Below are 18,913 nucleotides of genomic sequence, written 5' to 3'. Positions count from 1 at the left end.
ATTATCCTCTTAGTTAGAATTCGAATTAACTGACTAATTAACAAGCATATTATTCATACCATACGCTAGAGATACCACCGTAATTACGGACTCCCCCTCACTAACATCTATCAAAAATCGCATAACAATCGACGTTATTTCTAACTTAATAGTGTTCTTCTTTTAATGAATGCGTTTTCTGGAAATGGATCGAAAGCACTAGAAGGGATAAGCAGTGATATGATCGTCAGTGAAAACTCCCTTACTCCTGCAAGGGAGAATTCAATTATACCATTGGGACTTCATCTCCCACCAACTGACCATCACGAATAGTGATAATCCGTTTAGTTCGCTGCGCTAATTCCAAATCATGAGTGACGACAATAATGGTTCGTCCCTCTTGATGAAGCTGGTTAAATAGCAACTCAATTTCAGCACCGGATTTAGTATCTAGTGCGCCAGTTGGCTCATCAGCTAAAATAATTTGAGGCTCATTCACTAACGCTCGCGCAATGGCAACACGTTGCTTTTGACCACCAGATAACTGATTGGGCTTATGATCCATACGATTACCCAAGCCAACCTTTTCAAGCAATACCGCTGCGCGTTTACGCCTTTCACGCAAAGACACACCACCATAGACTAAAGGCAAGGCAACGTTATCGAGCGCACTGGCGTATTCCAACAAATTAAAGCTTTGAAATACAAAACCAATTTTTTGATTTCGGATCGCTGCCAGTTGGTTACTGGTTAAGCCTTCAATCGATTCGCCTTCTAGCAAGTATTCACCACTGCTGGCTTTATCTAAGCATCCCAGCATATTCATTAAGGTCGACTTACCCGAGCCTGACGGGCCTAAAATAGAAAGGAACTCACCTTTATTGATGGTTAAACTGACTTCATCGAGTGCTTTAACCACTTCAGCACCGCTTTGATAAATCTTACTGATAGCTTGTAATTCTACTAATGACATAACTAATTAATCTCTACTCGCCTTGCAGCGCTTCTAATGGTGTCACGCTGGCGGCTTGTCTTGCAGGAAACCATGCAGCAAGTAAACCAACAAGTGCTAATGCACCAACCACGACCATAACAACAGCCAATGACAGCTCAGGTACGGGTCGACCAAGCTCTTCATACAAGTAATTACCCTCAATCGGTATGGCCGATAAAACTTGTACCGCCGATTGTGAAATCACTAATCCAATCAAGCCACCAAGCCCCATCGTCAGAAACGCCTGCACTAAATAATGCAAAGTAATATCCGTAGGCGTCGCACCAATCGCCATTCGCACCCCAATATCTCGGGTCGCTCGCTTCACCGATGCATACATCACATTGGCAATACCCACGCCCGCCACCAGCAAGGTGACTAAACCAATAATGCCAAGGAAACTTTGTAGACCAAGCAAAAATGTCTTCATGGTTTTCTGGCGTTCCAGCATGTCTTCTAACTGAACAATTTCGGTGTCTTGCAGACTCGCCCCGTATTTACGGCTGATCACTTGACGAATCGTATTGGCAAGTAACGTACGATCAGTGCCTTCAGCTGGGTAAACTTCTAACGCAGAAACTGGCGCATTGGTGTTGAAACGTTGCCAAGTGGTAAAGGGAATAAATACCGCATAATTGGCAGGTACACCTTCACCCACTCGCATTGCTGAAGGTTTAAGTATGCCGACTATGGTAAAAGACTCTTCGCCAATTTTGACTGCCTTACCAACAGGTGACTCATCAAGCTCCGGTAAGTTATCCCAATCCGTGATCTCTCCTTTATAGAAAAGCTCAACCGCAACACTCTCTCCCAATACAATTACTTTACGCTGTTCTTTCAAATCCAAAGGATTTAACCAGCGTCCGCCGTCTGCAATCGAAAAGCCCATCATGGATTGATAATTCGCAGAAACCGCCATTGGGGCTTGCCAACTTACTTGTTTGTTATTAATAACCTCTTTGTCCCATGTCACTACAGATTCAGCTGCTTTTACGGCTGGTAACGCACGAACAAGATCGATGTCTTCAGCATAAAGTTTAAGCATTTTCCCTTGATTAAACTGGCCGTAATTCATGCTCGCCATACCACCCATGACACGGATTAATTTACCGTTACCACTTTCAGCATGACGCGTTAGTCCTTGACGAAGACCTTCGCCAATCGAAAGCATTAAGGCAATACAAATAGTTGCCCACGCGATAGCAAGGATCATCAAGCCAAGACGTAGTTTTTCCGCGGTCATTTCTTGGAATATCTGTCGAAATGGAATCATGCTACCCCCTCGCACTTAGTGCAATAACAGGCGTTAAGCGTGCAGCCCGACGAGCAGGGAACCAAGCAGCTAGTAGAGCAAGAATGATGGTGACACCTACCGTTAACCACAGTGACCAAGTTGTAATTTCAGGTATACCCAGCCAAGCGGGTAAACCGATTGCAAGCAAACCTTCTACTGCACCATAAGCCAATAGCACCCCGACTAAACACCCTAAAGCCACCAGCAAACAACCTTCGACAATAAAGTGGTTTAAAATATCTCGTTGTCTTGCACCAACCGCCAAGCGCACACCAATCTCTCGTGTCCGCTCTGTTACTGATAAGAACATGATATTCGCCACACCTAATGCGCCAACAGCCAATGTCATTACACCGCTCGCCCCCAGAAAGGTTTGAATACCGCGTAATAATGCATCGAAAAACTTAGCATCTTCACCAAAGTTAGGAAGCCAAATGGCATTCGGATCGGCAGGATTAAAGTGTTCAATTTTAGCGAAGTAATGTTGCAAGCTTTTACGTAACAAAGCACCAGATACACCCTCATTCGGCTTAACCCAAAGCTGCGAGGGCTTGGCATACCATAAGTCTAAATATGTTTTAGACGGGATGATCACTTGATTATCTTCACGGCGACCAAAGGCGCTGCCACCTTCAGCTTGCTGGGTTAATCCAACCACAGTAAAAGGTACCCCATTCACTTTTAGCTCGCTCCCGATCCCTAAATTCGCTTGTTTCGCCAGTTGCCAGCCAATAACAGCGACACGTGAATGGTTAGCCATATCACTCGGGTTGATGCCCCGAGAACCTTGCTGTAAACGGACATTACGTAATTCGGAGTAATACTGATCCGCACCACGAACATAGCCAGGGATCGTTCTGCCTGTTACGTCTGTCACGCTCGCATCCCATTTAAAATAAAGGACAGATACGGCATCTATTTCCTTGTGTTCAACCAATTTACGCGCGGTTTCCTCACGAAAGGTAATAGAACGCCCTGCTGGAAGCCCTTGCCACGGCTGTGTTGTTTGACCATTCATCGCAAGTTGGGTATCACTCATCAATACTGCGAACGATTTAACATTCACTTGGTAAAATCCTTCACCAAGAGCCACTAAGACAAGCACAGCCAAAATCCCCCAACTCACCGCAATCACGGCCAAGGCTGCCCGTAACTTGTGTGCAAACAGCGTTTGATAGATCTGCTGAAGTAGCATCATGAATGAAGAGCCTTACTCACCATAGAAATCGCATTATCGTCCAACTGACCCACAGCCTTTAGCAAGGCAGCCCGATTTTTCCAATACTGATAAAGTAAAACTTGCAAGGCATTTTTACTGTCAAACAAACGGTTATGCGCTCGAATAACTTCTAGAGAATCAATTAAACCAGCGCCATAAACAGATTGCTTACTCGATAGTACTTGCTGCCTAGAATTGACCTGCTGTTGCGCCATTTCTACACGTTGCCAATCAAGCGCTAGCTTACGGTAGCGAATTTGCACATCCTGCTTTAACTGAATTTCAACAGCACGTACATCTTGTTTAGCTTGTAATATCTGCAAAGAGGCTTTTTCTACACTGGCACTTGTTGAACCATTCAAATCAAGAGGAACGCTGAGGTTTAACCCTGCGTACAAATCGTTACTATTCGACTTGGTTTCATTGCGATAGCCGACATTACCGTTCACAGTTGGGTAGTACCCCGCTTTAGCAGTGTCTTTATTTATTTGTGCGGCTTTTAGATTTTGTAAGGCAACTAGTAGTTCAGGGCTATTATCTCTCGCCATTTTCAACCAATGCTGCTCACCGTTATATTTTAGCGGTGGCGCAAACAGTTGTTCTGCATTTACTTCATCCACCTGATCAGGCATAACATTGATTAGGTTCGCCAAAGCAGCCTGATTATCAAGTAGTTGAGCTTTAGCCTTCAAAATAGAGGCTTGATCATCAACATAGCTTGCTCGGGTATCTTCAAGATCCGTTGCCATGATTTTACCGGCTTTAAAACGTTGTTCGGTCAGCCCTAGCAACTTGGTACTTTCATTGTATTTTTGTTCAGCAAGTTTAAGTGCAGCTTGTGACGATGCGACATCCAAATAAGCTGATATCACTTTTTCCGCCAAGGCATTCTTTTGGGCGGACGTTTGTAATGCTTTACTCATTAAACGCGCCTCACTCGCATCTAATGTTCGCCATTTTGCGCTATCCCATATCGTTTGTTCTAAACGAATACCGTATTGCCCTGTCACTTCATCACTGTTCGAGTCACTCCAATTAGCGCCAGCACTTGCGGTAATACCGGGTAATAAACCCGCTCGAGAACTATCAACATCGGCTTCCCCAATTTGGACATCAATTTGTGATTTCAAATATTGCGGTTCATTGGCTTTAGCAGCGAGCCAAGCATCAGACAAAGTAATGGCATTCACTACAGGGCTAAACGCAGTGACCGCCATAACTGAACATGTTAACGCGATGCCAGCCATGACCCGATTTAAGCGAAGTGGCTTTATCGTCAAAGTCAGCATATTTCGATTAAGCATTAGGGGCTCCCATCATACTGGCATCGAGAATAGCTTCACCTTCCGAAATACCTTCAATAACCTGAACATTAATACCATCTGACAAACCTAGTTTAACGGGCTGAACACGGAAACCAACTTCACTCTCATCGGGGATCAATACAGACGGCGATTCACCATCAAACTGCAGTGCTCGCTCAGGAATAGTGGGGACATCGGTTACGGACTTCAATGTGATCTTTGCGGTTGCAGAAAAACCAGAACGCACACGTAATGACGCTGGAAATAAAATATTATCTATTTCGATCTGAAAACCATTATCAAAATTACCGTTAGTCGCTTGGCCATTCACAGCATTCAATTTTTCAGACTGCACCGCGACTTTGTTTAAGTTCGCTTCAACACTGACTTCTGGGTATGGCGCTAATGTCAGGTTCGCCGCCATACCTGGAGATAACTGCGCGGCATCATGTTCACTCACGCTCCCTTTGAATATGATGTTGTCCATGTTAGCCATCGACATCATGACAGTCGCAGCTTGATTGGATTCTGTTGAAATAATGGGTTCTCCCACTTCAACTAATACATTCAAGACGGTGCCAGAAATAGGCGCATAGATAGTCGATGATAACTTGGCTTTACCAACTGAAGATTCACCACTTTGAATAAGGTCGAGGTTTTGTTTTTTCTGACGTAAATCTGCTTCTGCCTGACGTACCTCGGCTTTAGCACCAATGAAGTCGCCGTAGTTTTTTGGGATAACCTTATTTTTGACAAGCCCTGCTAAGTTATCGTATTTTTGCTGTGCAGAGTCTAACCTTGCTTGACTGGTCATTACGTCTGTTACAGCTTGCGTTAACTTTTGTGGCGTTGGGTTTGGTCTGATCTTAAACAGCGCAGTACCCGCTTCAACTTGCTCACCAGTCTGGTGATAGATCTCTTCAACGATCCCTTCTAATTGCGATTTAATTTGTACTGAATGCGCAGGAACAATTTTACCTACCGCAATCGCGGTTTTTTCAATATGGCCTTGTTCAACAGTCAAAGTAGGTTGTGTCGCAGAAGTGTCTTCTACAGGCGTTTGAAAATAAAAGTATCCACCAGTCGCTAATGCAATAGCTATAGCGCCAGAAATCCAACGTTTTTTCATAATTATATTCGTAATGACTTTGGTTTATAGGAGTTATTGACCAGAAGGTCTGCGTGAAGTTCAAAAAATAATACATCGTGCAATTCGATATAGCTAGCCATAATAGAAAAGCCTCCACATAAATGCAGAGGCTTAACCTTAAAAGCACAATTTCACTGACAAATATACTTGGCCAGCATGGTTAGCCGTCAGAAAGGAGGTGCTCGGTAAAACCAATATCAACCAAAGATTGGAATGCAAGCCATACATCATCAGGAATAGACTGCTCAATCGCATATTCGAAATCAGGATAAACACGAATGCGCTGTAAATCACCCAGCATAACGTTGATCAAATCACTGTAGCTGATCACATCATTGGGGTATTCATCGAAAGAGATTGCAGGCGAGGTAACAATACATTGCTTATTCGGCCACTGACGCATAAAGGTCGCGTAGGTCCGTCGCTCCATGAATGGCTTTTGAACAAGAATAAAATGTTGCGGGTCTAACCTTTCATTTTCAAGCAAGGCTTGTGTAAATTGAATGTTCTCACCCGTATTTGTCGACTGAGGCTCGACTAAAATCTTACTTTCAGGCACCCCAAGATCAGCCGCTATCTGAGCAAAGTGCTCAGCTTCAGATCCCTTAAACATGCCCAGAGTGAGCTCACCGACACCGCCAGAAAAAACAATAAAGGGCGCATAGCCATCTAAATACAGTTGCGCCGCATACTCAGCAACTCGAACATCATTACTGCATAACACAAAAATACAATCACTTTTGATAAGCGTATGGTCTAACTTATGGTAATCCCATACTTTTTGAGCCAATGCATGAAGTTGTTTAGCCATGTGATTTCCCTTTCCAAAATTCATTAAATGTTCTTACTTAATGTGAGAACATTTAATGAAATTAAGATGACTTTGCCGATATTATTTGAATACTGTGATTAATGAGCAAACAAGACTAGTTTGCGCGTTTTAACCAAATAGGTGAAATCTCACAGCTACCCTTACCAGCGCTTAACCATGCTTGCTCACTTTCAATGGTTAATTGAAGTTGCATTGAGCGCTCAAGCAAAGCTTCCATTTCAGCTAAAGATTCATCTTTAATCTGAATAATCTCTAGATTTTTGTATACCGACAGTTTTTGTTGGTGTTGTTGCCACCATTTAGCCGTCGCGTTATCACCATATACAACCAATAAAACTTGCTTGGCTTTATTGCATGACTTCTTAATGCGCTTTTCATCTGGTAGACCTAAATCCACCCAAAGTTCGATTTCATCACTGTAGTTTTTATTCCACAGTTCTGGCTCATCAACATCACTAAGACCTTTGGTGAAAACAAGATCTTCTGACGCTTTAAGGCCCCATGCTAACAAACGTAACATCAAGCGTTGTTCAGTTTCAGATGGGTGCTGGGCAACCGTGTGGTTTACGTCTAAATAAACGTGACGGTCAAGATCGGCAACATTGTACTGTGCCTTATAGATAGTGGCTTTTAGCGCCATGAGAGTGTACACCTAGGAAGTTAATATCAGGAGTGTAGCCAGAATGGGAGGGTTAAGCAATTTCCATTTTATTCAGATAGATAAGCATTCACTTTAACTGCTTTTATTGTTCAAATAACCACCGTATCTGTAGCTATTTTACTTACTTAAAATTAATGAACTGACATTCCATTCACCTTTAATTAAGGCTTCTTTTTTGGCTTTGGTCTGGCGTTTAATTCGATATTCTAACTGCATAGCAAGCCGCTTATCGCCAACCTCCTGTGACCACACCAACGACAAGGGTCCCTTGCCTTTGAGTGCTTTTGCACCTTGCTTACCGGATTGGTGCTGCGAGAAACGACGTAAAACATCAACAGTCACCCCGCAATACAAGCTATTGTTTCGCATTCGGATCAAATACACCGACCAAGGCTTTTCCTCAGCAAGAACTGTTGAATCTGCGGACGTAATTTGACTATCTGGCTCAGTTTTTATCGGTACACCAGCCCCTTTAGACTCGTTCATCGTTCTCTATAGGTCTTCTATTGTTACAGTTGAAACACAAACCAAAATCAAAAAGCCCAGCAAAAGATGCTGAGCTTTGTAGTATCTATTTTTTTATTCCTAAGATTAGCTAATCGTTAGCTTGTAAGGCTTTCAAGCAATTCACGTAACTCTGCAACATCTTGTGTTAGTGAAGCAACCTGCTCTTCCAATTCAACAATACGCTCTTCTGATACATTCGATTTTGCGTTTGTAACTGCAGGTGCTGCAACAACAAAATTATCAACATCCACAGCACCGCTAAACAAATGCATGTAACGACAATCACGCTTCCCATTTTCACGAGGTAGCTTAACGACAAACGGGCCTTTCGGGTGTTCGGCTAAATGATCGAGTACCGTTTCTGCTTCTTTCACATCGGAAAATTTACATAAGCGATTCGTACGGGTACGGATTTCACCAGCAGATTGCGCACCACGAAGCAGCATGACACATACCGCGCCTTTCTCTTGATCGCTAAACTGGAATGTACTGAATTCAGTATTACAAAAACGGTGCTGGAACTTAGCAACTCGGCTGCCACTTCCTGTGACTTCTTGAATATAGTGCCGTGATTTTAGCACCTCAACCGTATCAAGTACTTCTGCATCTGTAAGTGCCATCACGGGTTCACGACTACTTTTTTGATTACAAGCCGTAGTAATCGCATTCAATGTTAAGGGATACTGATCGGGGGTAGTGACTTCCTTCTCGAGTAAACAGCCAATCACACGCGCTTCATTTGGTGAAAAGTTAATATTCATGACCTATTCCTCTACCCTCAATGTGCTAATTTCCATAAAATTTATGGAGATACTTCTAAACACATTAGCACGACGCTTGTACACAGCAAGCTCCAATATTTTAACTGCTGAAAATTCAAGCACAGATGGAATGAAAGTGAGAGCAAAGTCGCACTTCTTACATGTGCCGCCATTAGCTACATCCACAAAAAAAGCGCCCTCAGGCGCTTTTCATAAGATAAAATGCGTTATTGCTGAACTTCAAAACCTGGGGTGTACACTTCTACACGGCGGTTTTGAGCACGGCCTTCTTCATTATCATTTGTTGCAATCGGCTGTGTCTCACCACGTCCTTCAGTTTTAATGCGGTTCGCATCAATATTAAAGTGACCAGCGAGGTAACCCGCTACCACATCAGCACGCTCTACAGATAATTTCTGGTTGTATGCTTCTGCACCGCGGCTATCTGTATGACCAATCACAAATAGTTCAGTGGCTGGATAGTCCACTAGGCGCTGCGCAATAGGCTGCAAGCGATCAATATCGGCTTGAGATAGTGCATTACTATCAAAACCAAATGGCAATAATTCTGTTAATGGTTCAACTTGAACAACTACGGGTTCAATCGGTGCAGCTTCAACAACAGGCTCTGGCTCAACGACAGCAACAGGCGCTGGCGCCCCCCAACCGTAAACTAAGCTAATACCGTAGAATTGAGCGTCGATACGACCCGTCTTATCTTTGTCACCTAGATCAAAGTAATATTGATACTCTAATCGGGTTGATAGATTATTAGTAAAGAAGTATTCAGCACCTACACCCGCCGTAGGCGCAAAGCCATTTTTATTCTCACCGCCGGCTTTTACTTTGTAACCATAGCCACCTGCCTTTGCGAACAGATCAAAAGATTCCATCGCTTGCCAAGTAAATTTACCCACAAGATCGATACCTTGTGTTTCGAAAGAACCACCACCGTCAACTTTACTTTTTAGTTTACCAAGATGAGTATAACCACCTTCTAAAGCAAACCAAGGAACAAAGTTATAACCAACGAAAACACCGCCGCCGAAATCATCTTTATCTAGCTGATCATCAGCTCCTTTAATGATTCCTTCGAAATTGTTGTAATGCGTACCACCAATACGGGCACCCGCATACCAAGGGTTATCACTTACTGCGTGTGCTGCTCCTGAGATCAATAGAGCTAGCGGTAAAACATAGGTGAACTTAGACATATTGAATATCCTTATTATTTTGAGCCACTACAACCTTTTGTTTAGTTCGAGTATTAATTAAATACAAAATTTAAAATCAAAAAATTGTAGATATATCAAATTTTTGGGAAAATTCTGGGCAAATACCATAGCTGTTTTGCAAGTTGGCAAGGAATATACATTTAACACAGTTGCACTGTTATTAATGACAACTCACTCATTAAGAGCGTTATGTGGAAGGAATAATAAGACACAGCAAAGAGTGGAAAAGTAGAGGTTAAAGAAAGGATACTGGATATATGCTTAATATCCAGGACCCTCACTTATAAAATAACACTATATTATTTATAACATTGCTATTTCAGCAGCTAAAACAGTAAACCTTGCCATAACCTAAGTCTAAACATGACCAAAGGAGAGTAAGTTTAGTTATTAGTGGTAGCACCTTCCGCTATTGCTTCTGCCGTTGCATCTTCAACAGCAAGGAACAAGTAATCTACCGTACCTTTAGGTGACGTCATTGGGTTCAGTGTTACGTTCTGGTACATGAAAGAAGCTTGCTGGGTAATTGGTCTTACATTACGGCATTTAAATAAGTACGGGCGCTGACGCCATATTAAGAAACTACGGCAACCTAAGTTAAAAACAGGGCGCGACTTTGCCACAAACCACTCCTGAGGTATTTCAGGAAACACCTCAAACAATGTCTTACCAATCACTTCATGGGATTGTTTCCCACTATGGTGCACCATAAAGCCATTCCAAACGTGAATGGTATAGTCTCGATCAAGCACCACTAGGCCAAGATCGACATGTTGTACCATATCAACCATCCAGTGAAACTGTTCAAATTCAGCCGGTAACGACAGCATGCTTTAATCCTCATCCAGCAAGTAAGACAACTTGTTATCAAGCAATGGTAGTGATTCATCAACAAACATCAGTAACATGTCACATTTGATATTGGTGTTTTCAATACAGTAACTAACTTCAAACGTCATCGTGCGTCGCCAATTACCCGATGTTTGATCAATGAAAGAATCGACAGGTTGATGCTTTCCGAGCAAAACTGGGTGACTTTGGAAGAATTTAACTTCAGCCTGCTGCCCCAACCCTTTCAAAAAAGAGCCCACAAGAATGTTGCTCACATCCATTAATAGCTCTAACTCAACATCTTGTCCGCTACCTGCAGGATATTGCATCAGCTGCATGACTTCGCTAACACTAGAGTCACTTAATAAAACAAGTGCCTCCCCTGCAATACCTTCGCCACTAAACCCTTGGCATACTCCCGACATATTACTGTTACTGGCGAGGTGACGCATTGTCATGTGAAGTTCGCTCACTTCAAACACGTTCACGTTTGGTAGCGGTAAATTCACAAACACGTCGAAATGGCGTGCTAACGAATCAGCTGCACGGCCAATCGCAACGTTGGCGACTTCAAGGTAAATATCACGGCGGCGTAATGCTGGAATAGCTGTACGCTGAAAAGGAGCATCAAAATCAAACTCTGCAGGAGGTGGCAGAAGATCTTGTAGCAGCGTTTTTATATATGCTTTGTCGACAGGTTTTTTGAGAAAATCGATCGCACCAAGGGCTTTTACACGTGATTGTGCCTGGGGCTGAATATCGCCAGAAACGACGATAACTTTGATGTCGATACCCTGTTCTTTAATCGCTTGTAACGTTTGATAACCATCCATTTCTGGCATGGTAAGATCAAGAAACATCAGCGAAAACTGTTTTTCTTGCAGCTGTTTTAATGCATCAAGGCCATTTACTGCAAATGTAACTTCGGCATTCAACGAACTTGGTAAAGCGCGCGCCATTTGCTTTCTGGCTAATGCGGAGTCATCACATATTAATACTGACGGTGTCATACTCGCTCCGATGCGCTTCTTGTTGCCGATATACGCCAACATGCAGTGTAATGCGAGTTTAGTTTCAACCTAACGAAGAGCTGTTAACATCCTTATTATTAGCATGCCGAACCCAATACAGTGCCTTCATCGCCATACCAAATGTATCGGGATGATGTAACACAACTCTTCGCTATAGAACCTGCATATTGATACGCGTTTTGGTTTATGGAGCGCTTTTTTTGATTTATTTTAGTACGGCAATAATATCAGTAGATTGTTACTTGGTCTTGCTTAATTCCCATCAAAATGTGCTTTTCTCGTATTTTAAACGCATGCAATCCATTCTTGAATGTTAAGTTTGCCACTAAAACATACAATCCACGCTAAGCGGCCATCGCCATACCCCTCATGGGAATAAACATTGTTTAAGTTCTCGGTATTTTGCTAGAAGCTGAGATCTTCATCGTACAAAACATGCACAAAAAAGAACTATTTATCCATCAATTTCGTATATAAAGGCAAACGATTACATTCTAACTATTTCATTACCTGCAATGGCTCAGTAGAATAGCGACTCGAATATTTCGGATTGATTGTTATTACCAATGATTATGAACAAAATAAATAGCACAAAAAAAACCTCTAAAGTTGGCATTGTTGGAGGCGGTGTTGCGGGCTCAACCATCGCTTTAAGACTCGCTGAAATTGGGGTTGAAGTGGTGTTATTTGAAGAAGGCGCATCCCTTGTCAATGGCCCTCCTATTTGCCACTTACACGCGGGTGGTAATTTATACCGTGAAATTTCTGATCAACAATGTGTGGACTTACTCAAACAATCAATCGATACCCTGCGTGTTTTCCCCCACACAGCCAACATACGCCCAACGGTGATTGCGGTACCCAAACGAGATAAAGGTGAGCCCGATGCTCTTTTATCTCGGCTTGAATTACTGCGAAACACCTACCATTCTCTCATTGAGTCTGATGCTAATAATAAAGTTCTAGGTGAGCCAAGCGATTACTTTAAGCTCTATGACCAAGACACTTTAATAGAGCTTGCATCAAGAGATTTTCCTAGCACACCGTCATCACTTGATGATTGGATGATCCCTGTTGCTAAAAATCTCAATCTTGATGAATTCAAATACCCGCTTGTCTTAGTGCAAGAATATGGCTTGAGTGTCTTTCGTATAGCAGCAACCGCATCACTTGCTTTGTCACAAATGTCGCATTGTAAAGTGCTAACAACCGCTAAAGTGAACCACCTTGAGCAATGCGAATCGACATCGCAATGGAATGTTCATTATCAGCAATTTGATTCAACACTTGGTGATTGGGTTACAGGCTATGAACATGTTGATTATTTGATAAACGCATGCGGTTACAAAACAGGTACGCTTGATAATCTAGCAAAGCTACCTCGTGAACGAATGGTGGAATTTAAAGCGGCCTACGTTACGCATTGGGAACATAGCCAAGGTACATGGCCAGAGGTGATTTTCCACGGTGAGCGAGGTACCCCCAATGGTATGGCACAATTAACACCATACCCTGACGGTTATTTCCAATTACATGGCATGACAGAAGACATTACTCTATTTCCAAAAGGCTTAGTCAGTTCTACCGCTGCCAATGCACAGCCTGAATTGAGCGCACCTTTTATCAAGAAGTTAACACAGCATTGGCAACAAGATGAGGTTGATTTAAGAAGCTCACGAGCAATTAACCATATGGCGCAGTTTATTCCTGAGTTTTCGTCGGCAACGATCGGGGGTAAGCCTCTATTTGGTGCGCAACAGATCCCAGGGACAGATCCATCATTACGTGCCGTTGATATCAGTTTTGATGGTATCAATTATGCGAGGACTGAAATCGTGAAAGCATCATCAGCTCTTTCAGCTGCAGATGCCGTTGTCGATAAATTGAAAAAGCTCGAGTTAATTACGAATGATCAACACACTAGCCTTGAGTTAAGCTTCCCTATTACGCGAAGCCTAACATTAGAACAAGTGGAAAATTTTGCTGAACAACTTGCCGAACAGCGCCATTACCCATCAGCACTTGCTCGTCGTGTCGCTTTCTAAAATACCAATCTAATTATATGCCCAGACCTTCATTTATCTGGGCAGTATAAATATCTTCCAAAATACAACTATGCCGCGACAGAATTCTCATTAAATGCAAACGCTAGAAAATAAAACCACATAAAGAGAGGTTTTATTCACCAACCCATCAGCTTCAAATTGATGTTTGTCCTGCAATCCTCTATCTTTACCCTTCATTTTCTCTAATGCGCAGCTTAATAGTCAGATATCACGATGCATTCATCTATATTCAGCTTTTGATTGGATATGAATAACTACGCGTTATCTTGTTTTTTGCTACTAGGCTTATAGCATCTTTAAAAAAGCTAAAAAATATAATGAATAATAAATTAGGACTAGGCGCACTCACCGCACTGGTTTTAAGCACTATGGTTGGCGCAGGTATTTTCAGTTTACCGCAAAATATGGCCGCAGGCGCAGGGCCAGGTGCTGTAATGATCGGGTGGCTTATAACGGGCATTGGCATGCTTGGTTTAGTCCGTGTTTTTTATAGCCTTTCAATCCGTAAACCCAACTTAGACGGTGGTGTCATTGCTTATGCACAAGCTGGTTTTGGGGATTTTCTTGGTTTTAATTCCGCATGGGGATTTTGGCTAAATACACTACTTGCTAATACTTCATATGCCGTTGTCGTATTCAGTGCGATTGGCTACTTTACTGACACACCTGACAACATTTTGTTTGGGTCAGGAAACACTTGGCAAGCCATGCTTGGTGCAACCATTTTAATTTGGTTGATGCATTTTTTAGTCACTCGAGGCATCAAAGAAGCAGCATTAGTCAATGTTGTTGTCACACTTGCCAAGTTAGTTCCACTCTGTGCCTTCCTCGCATTTGCTGTACTTGCTGCCAATGTTGATAAATTCAGTATGGACATATGGGCGCAGAACAATAGTGGCTTAGGTAATGTGATGGATCAAGTCCGCTATACCATGTCGATAACCCTTTGGGTATTCATTGGTATTGAAGGTGCTGTCGTGCTATCGGGGCGTGCCCAAAACCGTAAAGCTATCGGACAAGCAACTATTATTGCCTTAGTCGTTGCACTCGTTTTGTATGTATCTGTAACACTTTTTGCTTTTGGTGTAATGACACAACAAGAATTGGCAGCACTTAACAACCCATCTATGGCACACATCCTTGAGCATATTGTTGGCCCTTGGGGCGCATGGCTAATAAATATTGGTTTAATTGTTTCAGTATGTGGTGCGCTTTTAAGCTGGACGGTTGTAACGGCGGAAGCCCCTATGGTTGCAGCCAAGCAAGGGTTATTCCCTCGATGGTTTAGTCGTGAAAATAGCCACGGCGCTCCCATTGCTGCATTAACAGCTTCGACAATCGGTGTGCAAGCCTTCTTAATCATGACGTTATTTAGCGAAAGTACTTACTTAACACTCGTCAACATTGCAACTTCTTCAATCTTGATCCCTTACGGCCTATCTGCAGCGTACGGTTTACAAGTTGCATTGAAGAACAATTGCTATGAAGGTAGCCGTAGTGCACGCAATTGGGATTTGCTCGCAAGTAGTATCGCAACGTTATACGGTACATGGTTAATTTATGCCGCTGGCTTGGATTACTTATTACTCGTGGCGCTCCTTTACTTTCCGGGGTTGCTTGTTATGTTTTGGACACGTAAAGAGCGAAATCAGGCTTTACTCTACAGTAAAAAAGAGTGGTTCGGCGCTATAGTCATTACTGTGATGGCAAGTTCAGCCATTACTTTGTTAGCCAGTGGCACATTGAATATTTAGGTGCATTAAATATTTAATACTAATACTGAATTAAACAAAAAAGGCTTAATCAATCATCGTAATAACGAGCATTGAGTAAGCCTTTTTTTAGCGCTTTAAGTAGCCTAACACACGGTTAATAGAAGACAGCTAACCAAACCGTTTCCTGACTTGGGTCAGTCCAAGTGACGCGGTGACGTTGGTGTGCTGGGATATTGATGTACTCACCTTCTTGTAAGTTCACTTCATTCATATCCGTTTCAAATAACAGCTTAGCTTGACCCTTTATGACCATCACCCATTCGTTTTCATCCTGATCATACCAATCGCCACTCGGCGTGATGTGACCTTTCGAGACGATGCGTTCAATACGCACATTGGGTGCTTTTACAATATCGTTAAAAAATTCATCAGGTAGCTCGCTTGGTATATCAGCAAAGATGCTATTTTTCATATTTATCCCAATAATCCATATGGCATAAAATATGGTACAAAACCACAATCACACCTTCATTTATAAAAGGCAGGGCTCCCCACCTTTTAATCGAACGTCGCGTTTATAAATATTTCATGGTTATTCAGGCAGTGATATCTCAATCTTACGATTGAGTATTTCTAATTCACTATTTAAGGCACTGAGCTTAGCCTGTTCACCCTCTACGATATCAAGCTTAGCTTCGTACTTGGTACAATCCGCTTCTGATACCCAATCCCAGCTTGTTCCGCTTTTAAACTCATCACAAGCTTTCTTCGATTCTTTCGCTACTGCTTGTGCTTTTTTAACATCAGCGGCAGCACTATCTATTTGTTTTTGAAGTTTTAACTGCTGCTGATACAACTCTTTCGAGTTATCAAGAACAACTTTTTGTTTCTCAGCTGTCACTTTTAACGCCACCACTTTTGTATCCAGCTTTTTCTGAGAAACAGTCATTTTCTTTTGCTGTTTTTTCAGCTGGGCAAGTTTAGCTTCAAAATCTTTTTTCTGTTGTTCCAATTGGGTCTTTGCCGTGTTTAAGTCTGCGCTATATTGCTTCTTATCCAATGACGACTGTGTCTCCAACTGGGTATAACGCACGTCAAGTTGCGTGTATTTCTCTTTCCATTGCTGATTTTCGTCAATAGCTATTTGGTATTGATCCTGCGTAGGGCGATCTTGGCGCTGCCATACCGCCGTTGATAAAATAAAGCCTATTGCAGATCCGACGAATGCAGCTATAACCAAAGATGATGTTGTGCTTCCATTTTGCATTTTTGAGGGCATCGTTACCTTCCTCACATTAAAGCCAGCGTTGTTACTAATCATATCAGCTAGATAGCGATATATGTCAGCACAATATCAATTATATTCACTGCACTTTTATGAATTTCACCTGTCCAAATATTAAGACAAGTTCTTACTGCAGGTGAATCCAGCCTCTAAGACATCTGTCTCAACCACAGCTAGCTACATTCAAGTCAAGAAGACACATTATTGTACGCGATAATTTCAACGCTCAAGGAGGCAAGTAATGGTTACCCCACTTTTATTCCTAACCGTATCCGCATTTTCAACACCATTACTTGAGAATTCGAGTTACCATCAACAAGGCAATACCTGCTTTCTTACTGTGAATGAGGAACGCAACCAGCAAAACATTGTACTGCTTTTAAGCCTATCAGCTAGCGAGGAAGCCGCCGTTACTGTTTTTCATCGCCAATCGTTCCAAGACAAGAGTGCTGGCCTACTACGTCAATCAACCACACAACTTGATAACTGGTATGCAAACCAAGATTACCCTGTTGATCATAGGCTCTATAAAGAAGTTGATAACATGGCTATCTATGCGACAACCCTGTCACCACCAAATGACAATGCCACCGCATTTATTAAAGAGTTCAAAGCGCGGGGAAATAAAACACGGCTAGATATGGATGGAATGAACACACACTTGTTCTTTGTCGCGGATAAAGCACAAGCGGATGCTTTTTATCAATGTGGGATATCGGTAAAAAGCTTGGCTGCTATCCAGTAACAGCAGCCAATTAGGTGAACCGTCAGACTATTTGCTTGATAGGTTTAGGGTTAGATCGCCAGCTTTGATCCAGCCGATTTTACGCATTGCTTCTGCAATAACTAATGTGATTACCGCAGGGGCAAGAAAGTGCATGATAAAGATTGCTTTATATATATCACCATCAGCTAAACCTACACCTTCCATTGCTATATACGTTTGAATTTGGCCAACAAAGCCAGATGTACCCATACCAGCACCAAGTGGTGTGTTTTCCATCGTAAATAGCAACGTAGATACAGGACCGAGAATGGCAGAGGTAATAATAGGCGGCCACCATATCTTAGGATTACGGATAATATTGGGCATCTGTAGCATTGACGTTCCAATCCCCTGAGCAGCTAGACCCGCCCAACGGTTTTCACGAAAGCTCATCACCGCAAACCCGACCATTTGTGCACAGCAACCAACGGTTGCAGCTCCAGCAGCCAATCCATTTAGGCTTAGCATAATCGCAATAGCTGCACTACTAATAGGTAGCGTTAATGCCATACCCATTAGCACAGCAACAACCGCCCCCATTAATAATGGCTGTAACGTTGTTGCTGATATGATGATATTACCTAAACCATCCATTAATTCGCCAACATGCGGCCCAACCCAACTTCCTACTAAGACACCTATAGTCACAGTAACGGCAGGTGTTACCAAAATGTCGACCTTAGTTTCGTTTGCGACTAACTTGCCACATTCAGTTGCAACAACGGCTGCGATATAAGCACCAACAGGCCCCCCCATCGCTGCACCAGCGGCACCAGCTGTAGTAGCCGAGAAAAGTACCAATGGTGGGGCTTTTAAGGCATACGCGATAGCAACCCCTATCGCAGGTCCTGTCATCTGCTTAGCTATGGGCCATAATGTTTCGGATAAAATTGGAATGCCAAACTTAATCCCAATCGTATTGAGAATTGAGCCAATAAGGAGTGATGAAAATAACCCCAGAGCCATAAAGCTCATGACATGAATAAAATAATTTCGGAAGGTGAATTCAATATTTTTCTTTTTAAAAAATACTTGAAGACCTTGTTTTGTTACTTGCATAGTCAACCTGTTTTTTCTAACTCTGTAACTGTTAGTTTTTCTTATTGTGTGATCCCCATTCGGCAGGCGATTCTAACGCAGCTTAGCTTGAATACCAATTTCATTGTGTTTTGCTCCAATTTATACTCATTTTGATTAGGCGGAGAAATAAAAAAGCAACCCATATACCACTATGAGCATAAAAAAGCGTATTCAAGTAAATTTCCACTAGCATGATAGGTATC

18 protein-coding genes are annotated in these 18,913 nt (G+C 42.4%); 3 read left to right on the top strand and 15 right to left on the bottom strand.

The features are described 5' to 3' along the window. Window positions 1–265: 265 nt before the first annotated feature. The 12 genes from OCU87_RS20005 to OCU87_RS19950 form a co-directional block, all read right to left on the bottom strand. Entirely contained in the window at window positions 266–952 is a 687-nt protein-coding gene (locus OCU87_RS20005; protein WP_062689417.1) for an ABC transporter ATP-binding protein, read from the bottom strand. Between the two features lie 13 nt (window positions 953–965). Then, entirely contained in the window at window positions 966–2,246 is a 1,281-nt protein-coding gene (locus OCU87_RS20000; protein WP_261859209.1) for an ABC transporter permease, read from the bottom strand. A gap of 1 nt (window position 2,247) precedes the next feature. After that, window positions 2,248–3,465: an ABC transporter permease gene (locus OCU87_RS19995; protein WP_062689416.1), complete on the bottom strand. Its 1,218-nt coding sequence runs from the start codon at window positions 3,463–3,465 to the stop codon at window positions 2,248–2,250. Continuing rightward, window positions 3,462–4,790, bottom strand: a complete 1,329-nt coding sequence (locus tag OCU87_RS19990; protein ID WP_261859208.1) for a TolC family protein — start codon at window positions 4,788–4,790, stop codon at window positions 3,462–3,464. The genes OCU87_RS19995 and OCU87_RS19990 overlap by 4 nt, the downstream gene beginning before the upstream one ends. Next, on the bottom strand, window positions 4,783–5,919 hold the full coding sequence (locus tag OCU87_RS19985; RefSeq protein ID WP_062689411.1) for an efflux RND transporter periplasmic adaptor subunit: 1,137 nt from the start codon (window positions 5,917–5,919) through the stop codon (window positions 4,783–4,785). The genes OCU87_RS19990 and OCU87_RS19985 overlap by 8 nt, the downstream gene beginning before the upstream one ends. 181 nt (window positions 5,920–6,100) lie before the next feature. Then, window positions 6,101–6,751, bottom strand: coding sequence for a YdcF family protein (locus tag OCU87_RS19980; RefSeq protein WP_094957794.1), 651 nt, complete (start codon window positions 6,749–6,751; stop codon window positions 6,101–6,103). 115 nt (window positions 6,752–6,866) lie between these two features. Beyond that, complete coding sequence (locus OCU87_RS19975; protein ID WP_094957795.1) at window positions 6,867–7,412, bottom strand: YaeQ family protein; 546 nt, start codon at window positions 7,410–7,412, stop codon at window positions 6,867–6,869. Window positions 7,413–7,550: 138 nt separating this feature from the next. Beyond that, a complete protein-coding gene (locus OCU87_RS19970) occupies window positions 7,551–7,802 on the bottom strand; it encodes a GIY-YIG nuclease family protein (protein ID WP_239928815.1) in 252 nt (83 codons plus the stop codon). Window positions 7,803–8,035: 233 nt separating this feature from the next. After that, entirely contained in the window at window positions 8,036–8,701 is a 666-nt protein-coding gene (locus OCU87_RS19965; RefSeq protein ID WP_094957797.1) for a YceH family protein, read from the bottom strand. Between the two features lie 227 nt (window positions 8,702–8,928). Then, window positions 8,929–9,915, bottom strand: a complete 987-nt coding sequence (locus OCU87_RS19960) for an OmpA family protein (protein ID WP_261859207.1) — start codon at window positions 9,913–9,915, stop codon at window positions 8,929–8,931. Between the two features lie 404 nt (window positions 9,916–10,319). After that, complete coding sequence (locus OCU87_RS19955) at window positions 10,320–10,766, bottom strand: PAS domain-containing protein (protein ID WP_094958221.1); 447 nt, start codon at window positions 10,764–10,766, stop codon at window positions 10,320–10,322. A 3-nt stretch (window positions 10,767–10,769) separates the two neighbouring features. Continuing rightward, complete coding sequence (locus OCU87_RS19950) at window positions 10,770–11,777, bottom strand: response regulator (RefSeq protein WP_062689401.1); 1,008 nt, start codon at window positions 11,775–11,777, stop codon at window positions 10,770–10,772. Window positions 11,778–12,370: 593 nt separating this feature from the next. Here OCU87_RS19950 and OCU87_RS19945 point away from each other — a divergent pair. Together OCU87_RS19945 and OCU87_RS19940 are read left to right on the top strand one after the other, a co-directional pair. After that, complete coding sequence (locus OCU87_RS19945; RefSeq protein ID WP_315972498.1) at window positions 12,371–13,843, top strand: FAD-dependent oxidoreductase; 1,473 nt, start codon at window positions 12,371–12,373, stop codon at window positions 13,841–13,843. Between the two features lie 338 nt (window positions 13,844–14,181). After that, entirely contained in the window at window positions 14,182–15,618 is a 1,437-nt protein-coding gene (locus OCU87_RS19940; RefSeq protein WP_261859205.1) for a basic amino acid/polyamine antiporter, read from the top strand. Window positions 15,619–15,733: 115 nt separating this feature from the next. On the opposite strand, the gene OCU87_RS19935 is transcribed toward OCU87_RS19940, so the two are convergent. Beyond that, complete coding sequence (locus OCU87_RS19935) at window positions 15,734–16,051, bottom strand: cupin domain-containing protein (RefSeq protein WP_094958220.1); 318 nt, start codon at window positions 16,049–16,051, stop codon at window positions 15,734–15,736. 120 nt (window positions 16,052–16,171) lie between these two features. Further along, window positions 16,172–16,858 (bottom strand): HlyD family secretion protein, encoded by a 687-nt coding sequence (locus OCU87_RS19930; RefSeq protein ID WP_062689396.1) that lies wholly within the window; start codon window positions 16,856–16,858, stop codon window positions 16,172–16,174. A gap of 247 nt (window positions 16,859–17,105) precedes the next feature. Here OCU87_RS19930 and OCU87_RS19925 point away from each other — a divergent pair, with 247 nt between their 5' ends. After that, window positions 17,106–17,609 (top strand): hypothetical protein, encoded by a 504-nt coding sequence (locus OCU87_RS19925; RefSeq protein WP_062689394.1) that lies wholly within the window; start codon window positions 17,106–17,108, stop codon window positions 17,607–17,609. A gap of 27 nt (window positions 17,610–17,636) precedes the next feature. On the opposite strand, the gene OCU87_RS19920 is transcribed toward OCU87_RS19925, so the two are convergent. Next, the gene (locus OCU87_RS19920; RefSeq protein WP_261859204.1) at window positions 17,637–18,689 is read right to left on the bottom strand and encodes a PTS transporter subunit IIC; all 1,053 of its coding nucleotides are present in this window, start codon (window positions 18,687–18,689) and stop codon (window positions 17,637–17,639) included. Window positions 18,690–18,913 lie beyond the last annotated feature (224 nt).

Origin of the sequence: Photobacterium sanguinicancri (genome assembly GCF_024346675.1) — a bacterium.
GTDB classification, from domain to species: Bacteria; Pseudomonadota; Gammaproteobacteria; order Enterobacterales; family Vibrionaceae; genus Photobacterium; species Photobacterium sanguinicancri.
This window is presented reverse-complemented; position numbering and strand designations above follow the sequence as displayed.

What these genes read in the sequence shown, in the direction of transcription:
- OCU87_RS19920 (WP_261859204.1), bottom strand. Translation starts at nt 18,689, where the DNA reads ATGCAAGTAACAAAACAAGGTCTTCAAGTATTTTTTAAAAAGAAAAAT.
- OCU87_RS19990 (WP_261859208.1), bottom strand. Translation starts at nt 4,790, where the DNA reads ATGCTTAATCGAAATATGCTGACTTTGACGATAAAGCCACTTCGCTTA.
- OCU87_RS19985 (WP_062689411.1), bottom strand. Translation starts at nt 5,919, where the DNA reads ATGAAAAAACGTTGGATTTCTGGCGCTATAGCTATTGCATTAGCGACT.
- OCU87_RS19950 (WP_062689401.1), bottom strand. Translation starts at nt 11,777, where the DNA reads ATGACACCGTCAGTATTAATATGTGATGACTCCGCATTAGCCAGAAAG.
- OCU87_RS19925 (WP_062689394.1), top strand. Translation starts at nt 17,106, where the DNA reads ATGGTTACCCCACTTTTATTCCTAACCGTATCCGCATTTTCAACACCA.
- OCU87_RS20005 (WP_062689417.1), bottom strand. Translation starts at nt 952, where the DNA reads ATGTCATTAGTAGAATTACAAGCTATCAGTAAGATTTATCAAAGCGGT.
- OCU87_RS19970 (WP_239928815.1), bottom strand. Translation starts at nt 7,802, where the DNA reads ATGCGAAACAATAGCTTGTATTGCGGGGTGACTGTTGATGTTTTACGT.
- OCU87_RS19955 (WP_094958221.1), bottom strand. Translation starts at nt 10,766, where the DNA reads ATGCTGTCGTTACCGGCTGAATTTGAACAGTTTCACTGGATGGTTGAT.
- OCU87_RS20000 (WP_261859209.1), bottom strand. Translation starts at nt 2,246, where the DNA reads ATGATTCCATTTCGACAGATATTCCAAGAAATGACCGCGGAAAAACTA.
- OCU87_RS19975 (WP_094957795.1), bottom strand. Translation starts at nt 7,412, where the DNA reads ATGGCGCTAAAAGCCACTATCTATAAGGCACAGTACAATGTTGCCGAT.
- OCU87_RS19995 (WP_062689416.1), bottom strand. Translation starts at nt 3,465, where the DNA reads ATGATGCTACTTCAGCAGATCTATCAAACGCTGTTTGCACACAAGTTA.
- OCU87_RS19930 (WP_062689396.1), bottom strand. Translation starts at nt 16,858, where the DNA reads ATGCCCTCAAAAATGCAAAATGGAAGCACAACATCATCTTTGGTTATA.
- OCU87_RS19965 (WP_094957797.1), bottom strand. Translation starts at nt 8,701, where the DNA reads ATGAATATTAACTTTTCACCAAATGAAGCGCGTGTGATTGGCTGTTTA.
- OCU87_RS19980 (WP_094957794.1), bottom strand. Translation starts at nt 6,751, where the DNA reads ATGGCTAAACAACTTCATGCATTGGCTCAAAAAGTATGGGATTACCAT.
- OCU87_RS19935 (WP_094958220.1), bottom strand. Translation starts at nt 16,051, where the DNA reads ATGAAAAATAGCATCTTTGCTGATATACCAAGCGAGCTACCTGATGAA.
- OCU87_RS19960 (WP_261859207.1), bottom strand. Translation starts at nt 9,915, where the DNA reads ATGTCTAAGTTCACCTATGTTTTACCGCTAGCTCTATTGATCTCAGGA.
- OCU87_RS19945 (WP_315972498.1), top strand. Translation starts at nt 12,371, where the DNA reads ATGAACAAAATAAATAGCACAAAAAAAACCTCTAAAGTTGGCATTGTT.
- OCU87_RS19940 (WP_261859205.1), top strand. Translation starts at nt 14,182, where the DNA reads ATGAATAATAAATTAGGACTAGGCGCACTCACCGCACTGGTTTTAAGC.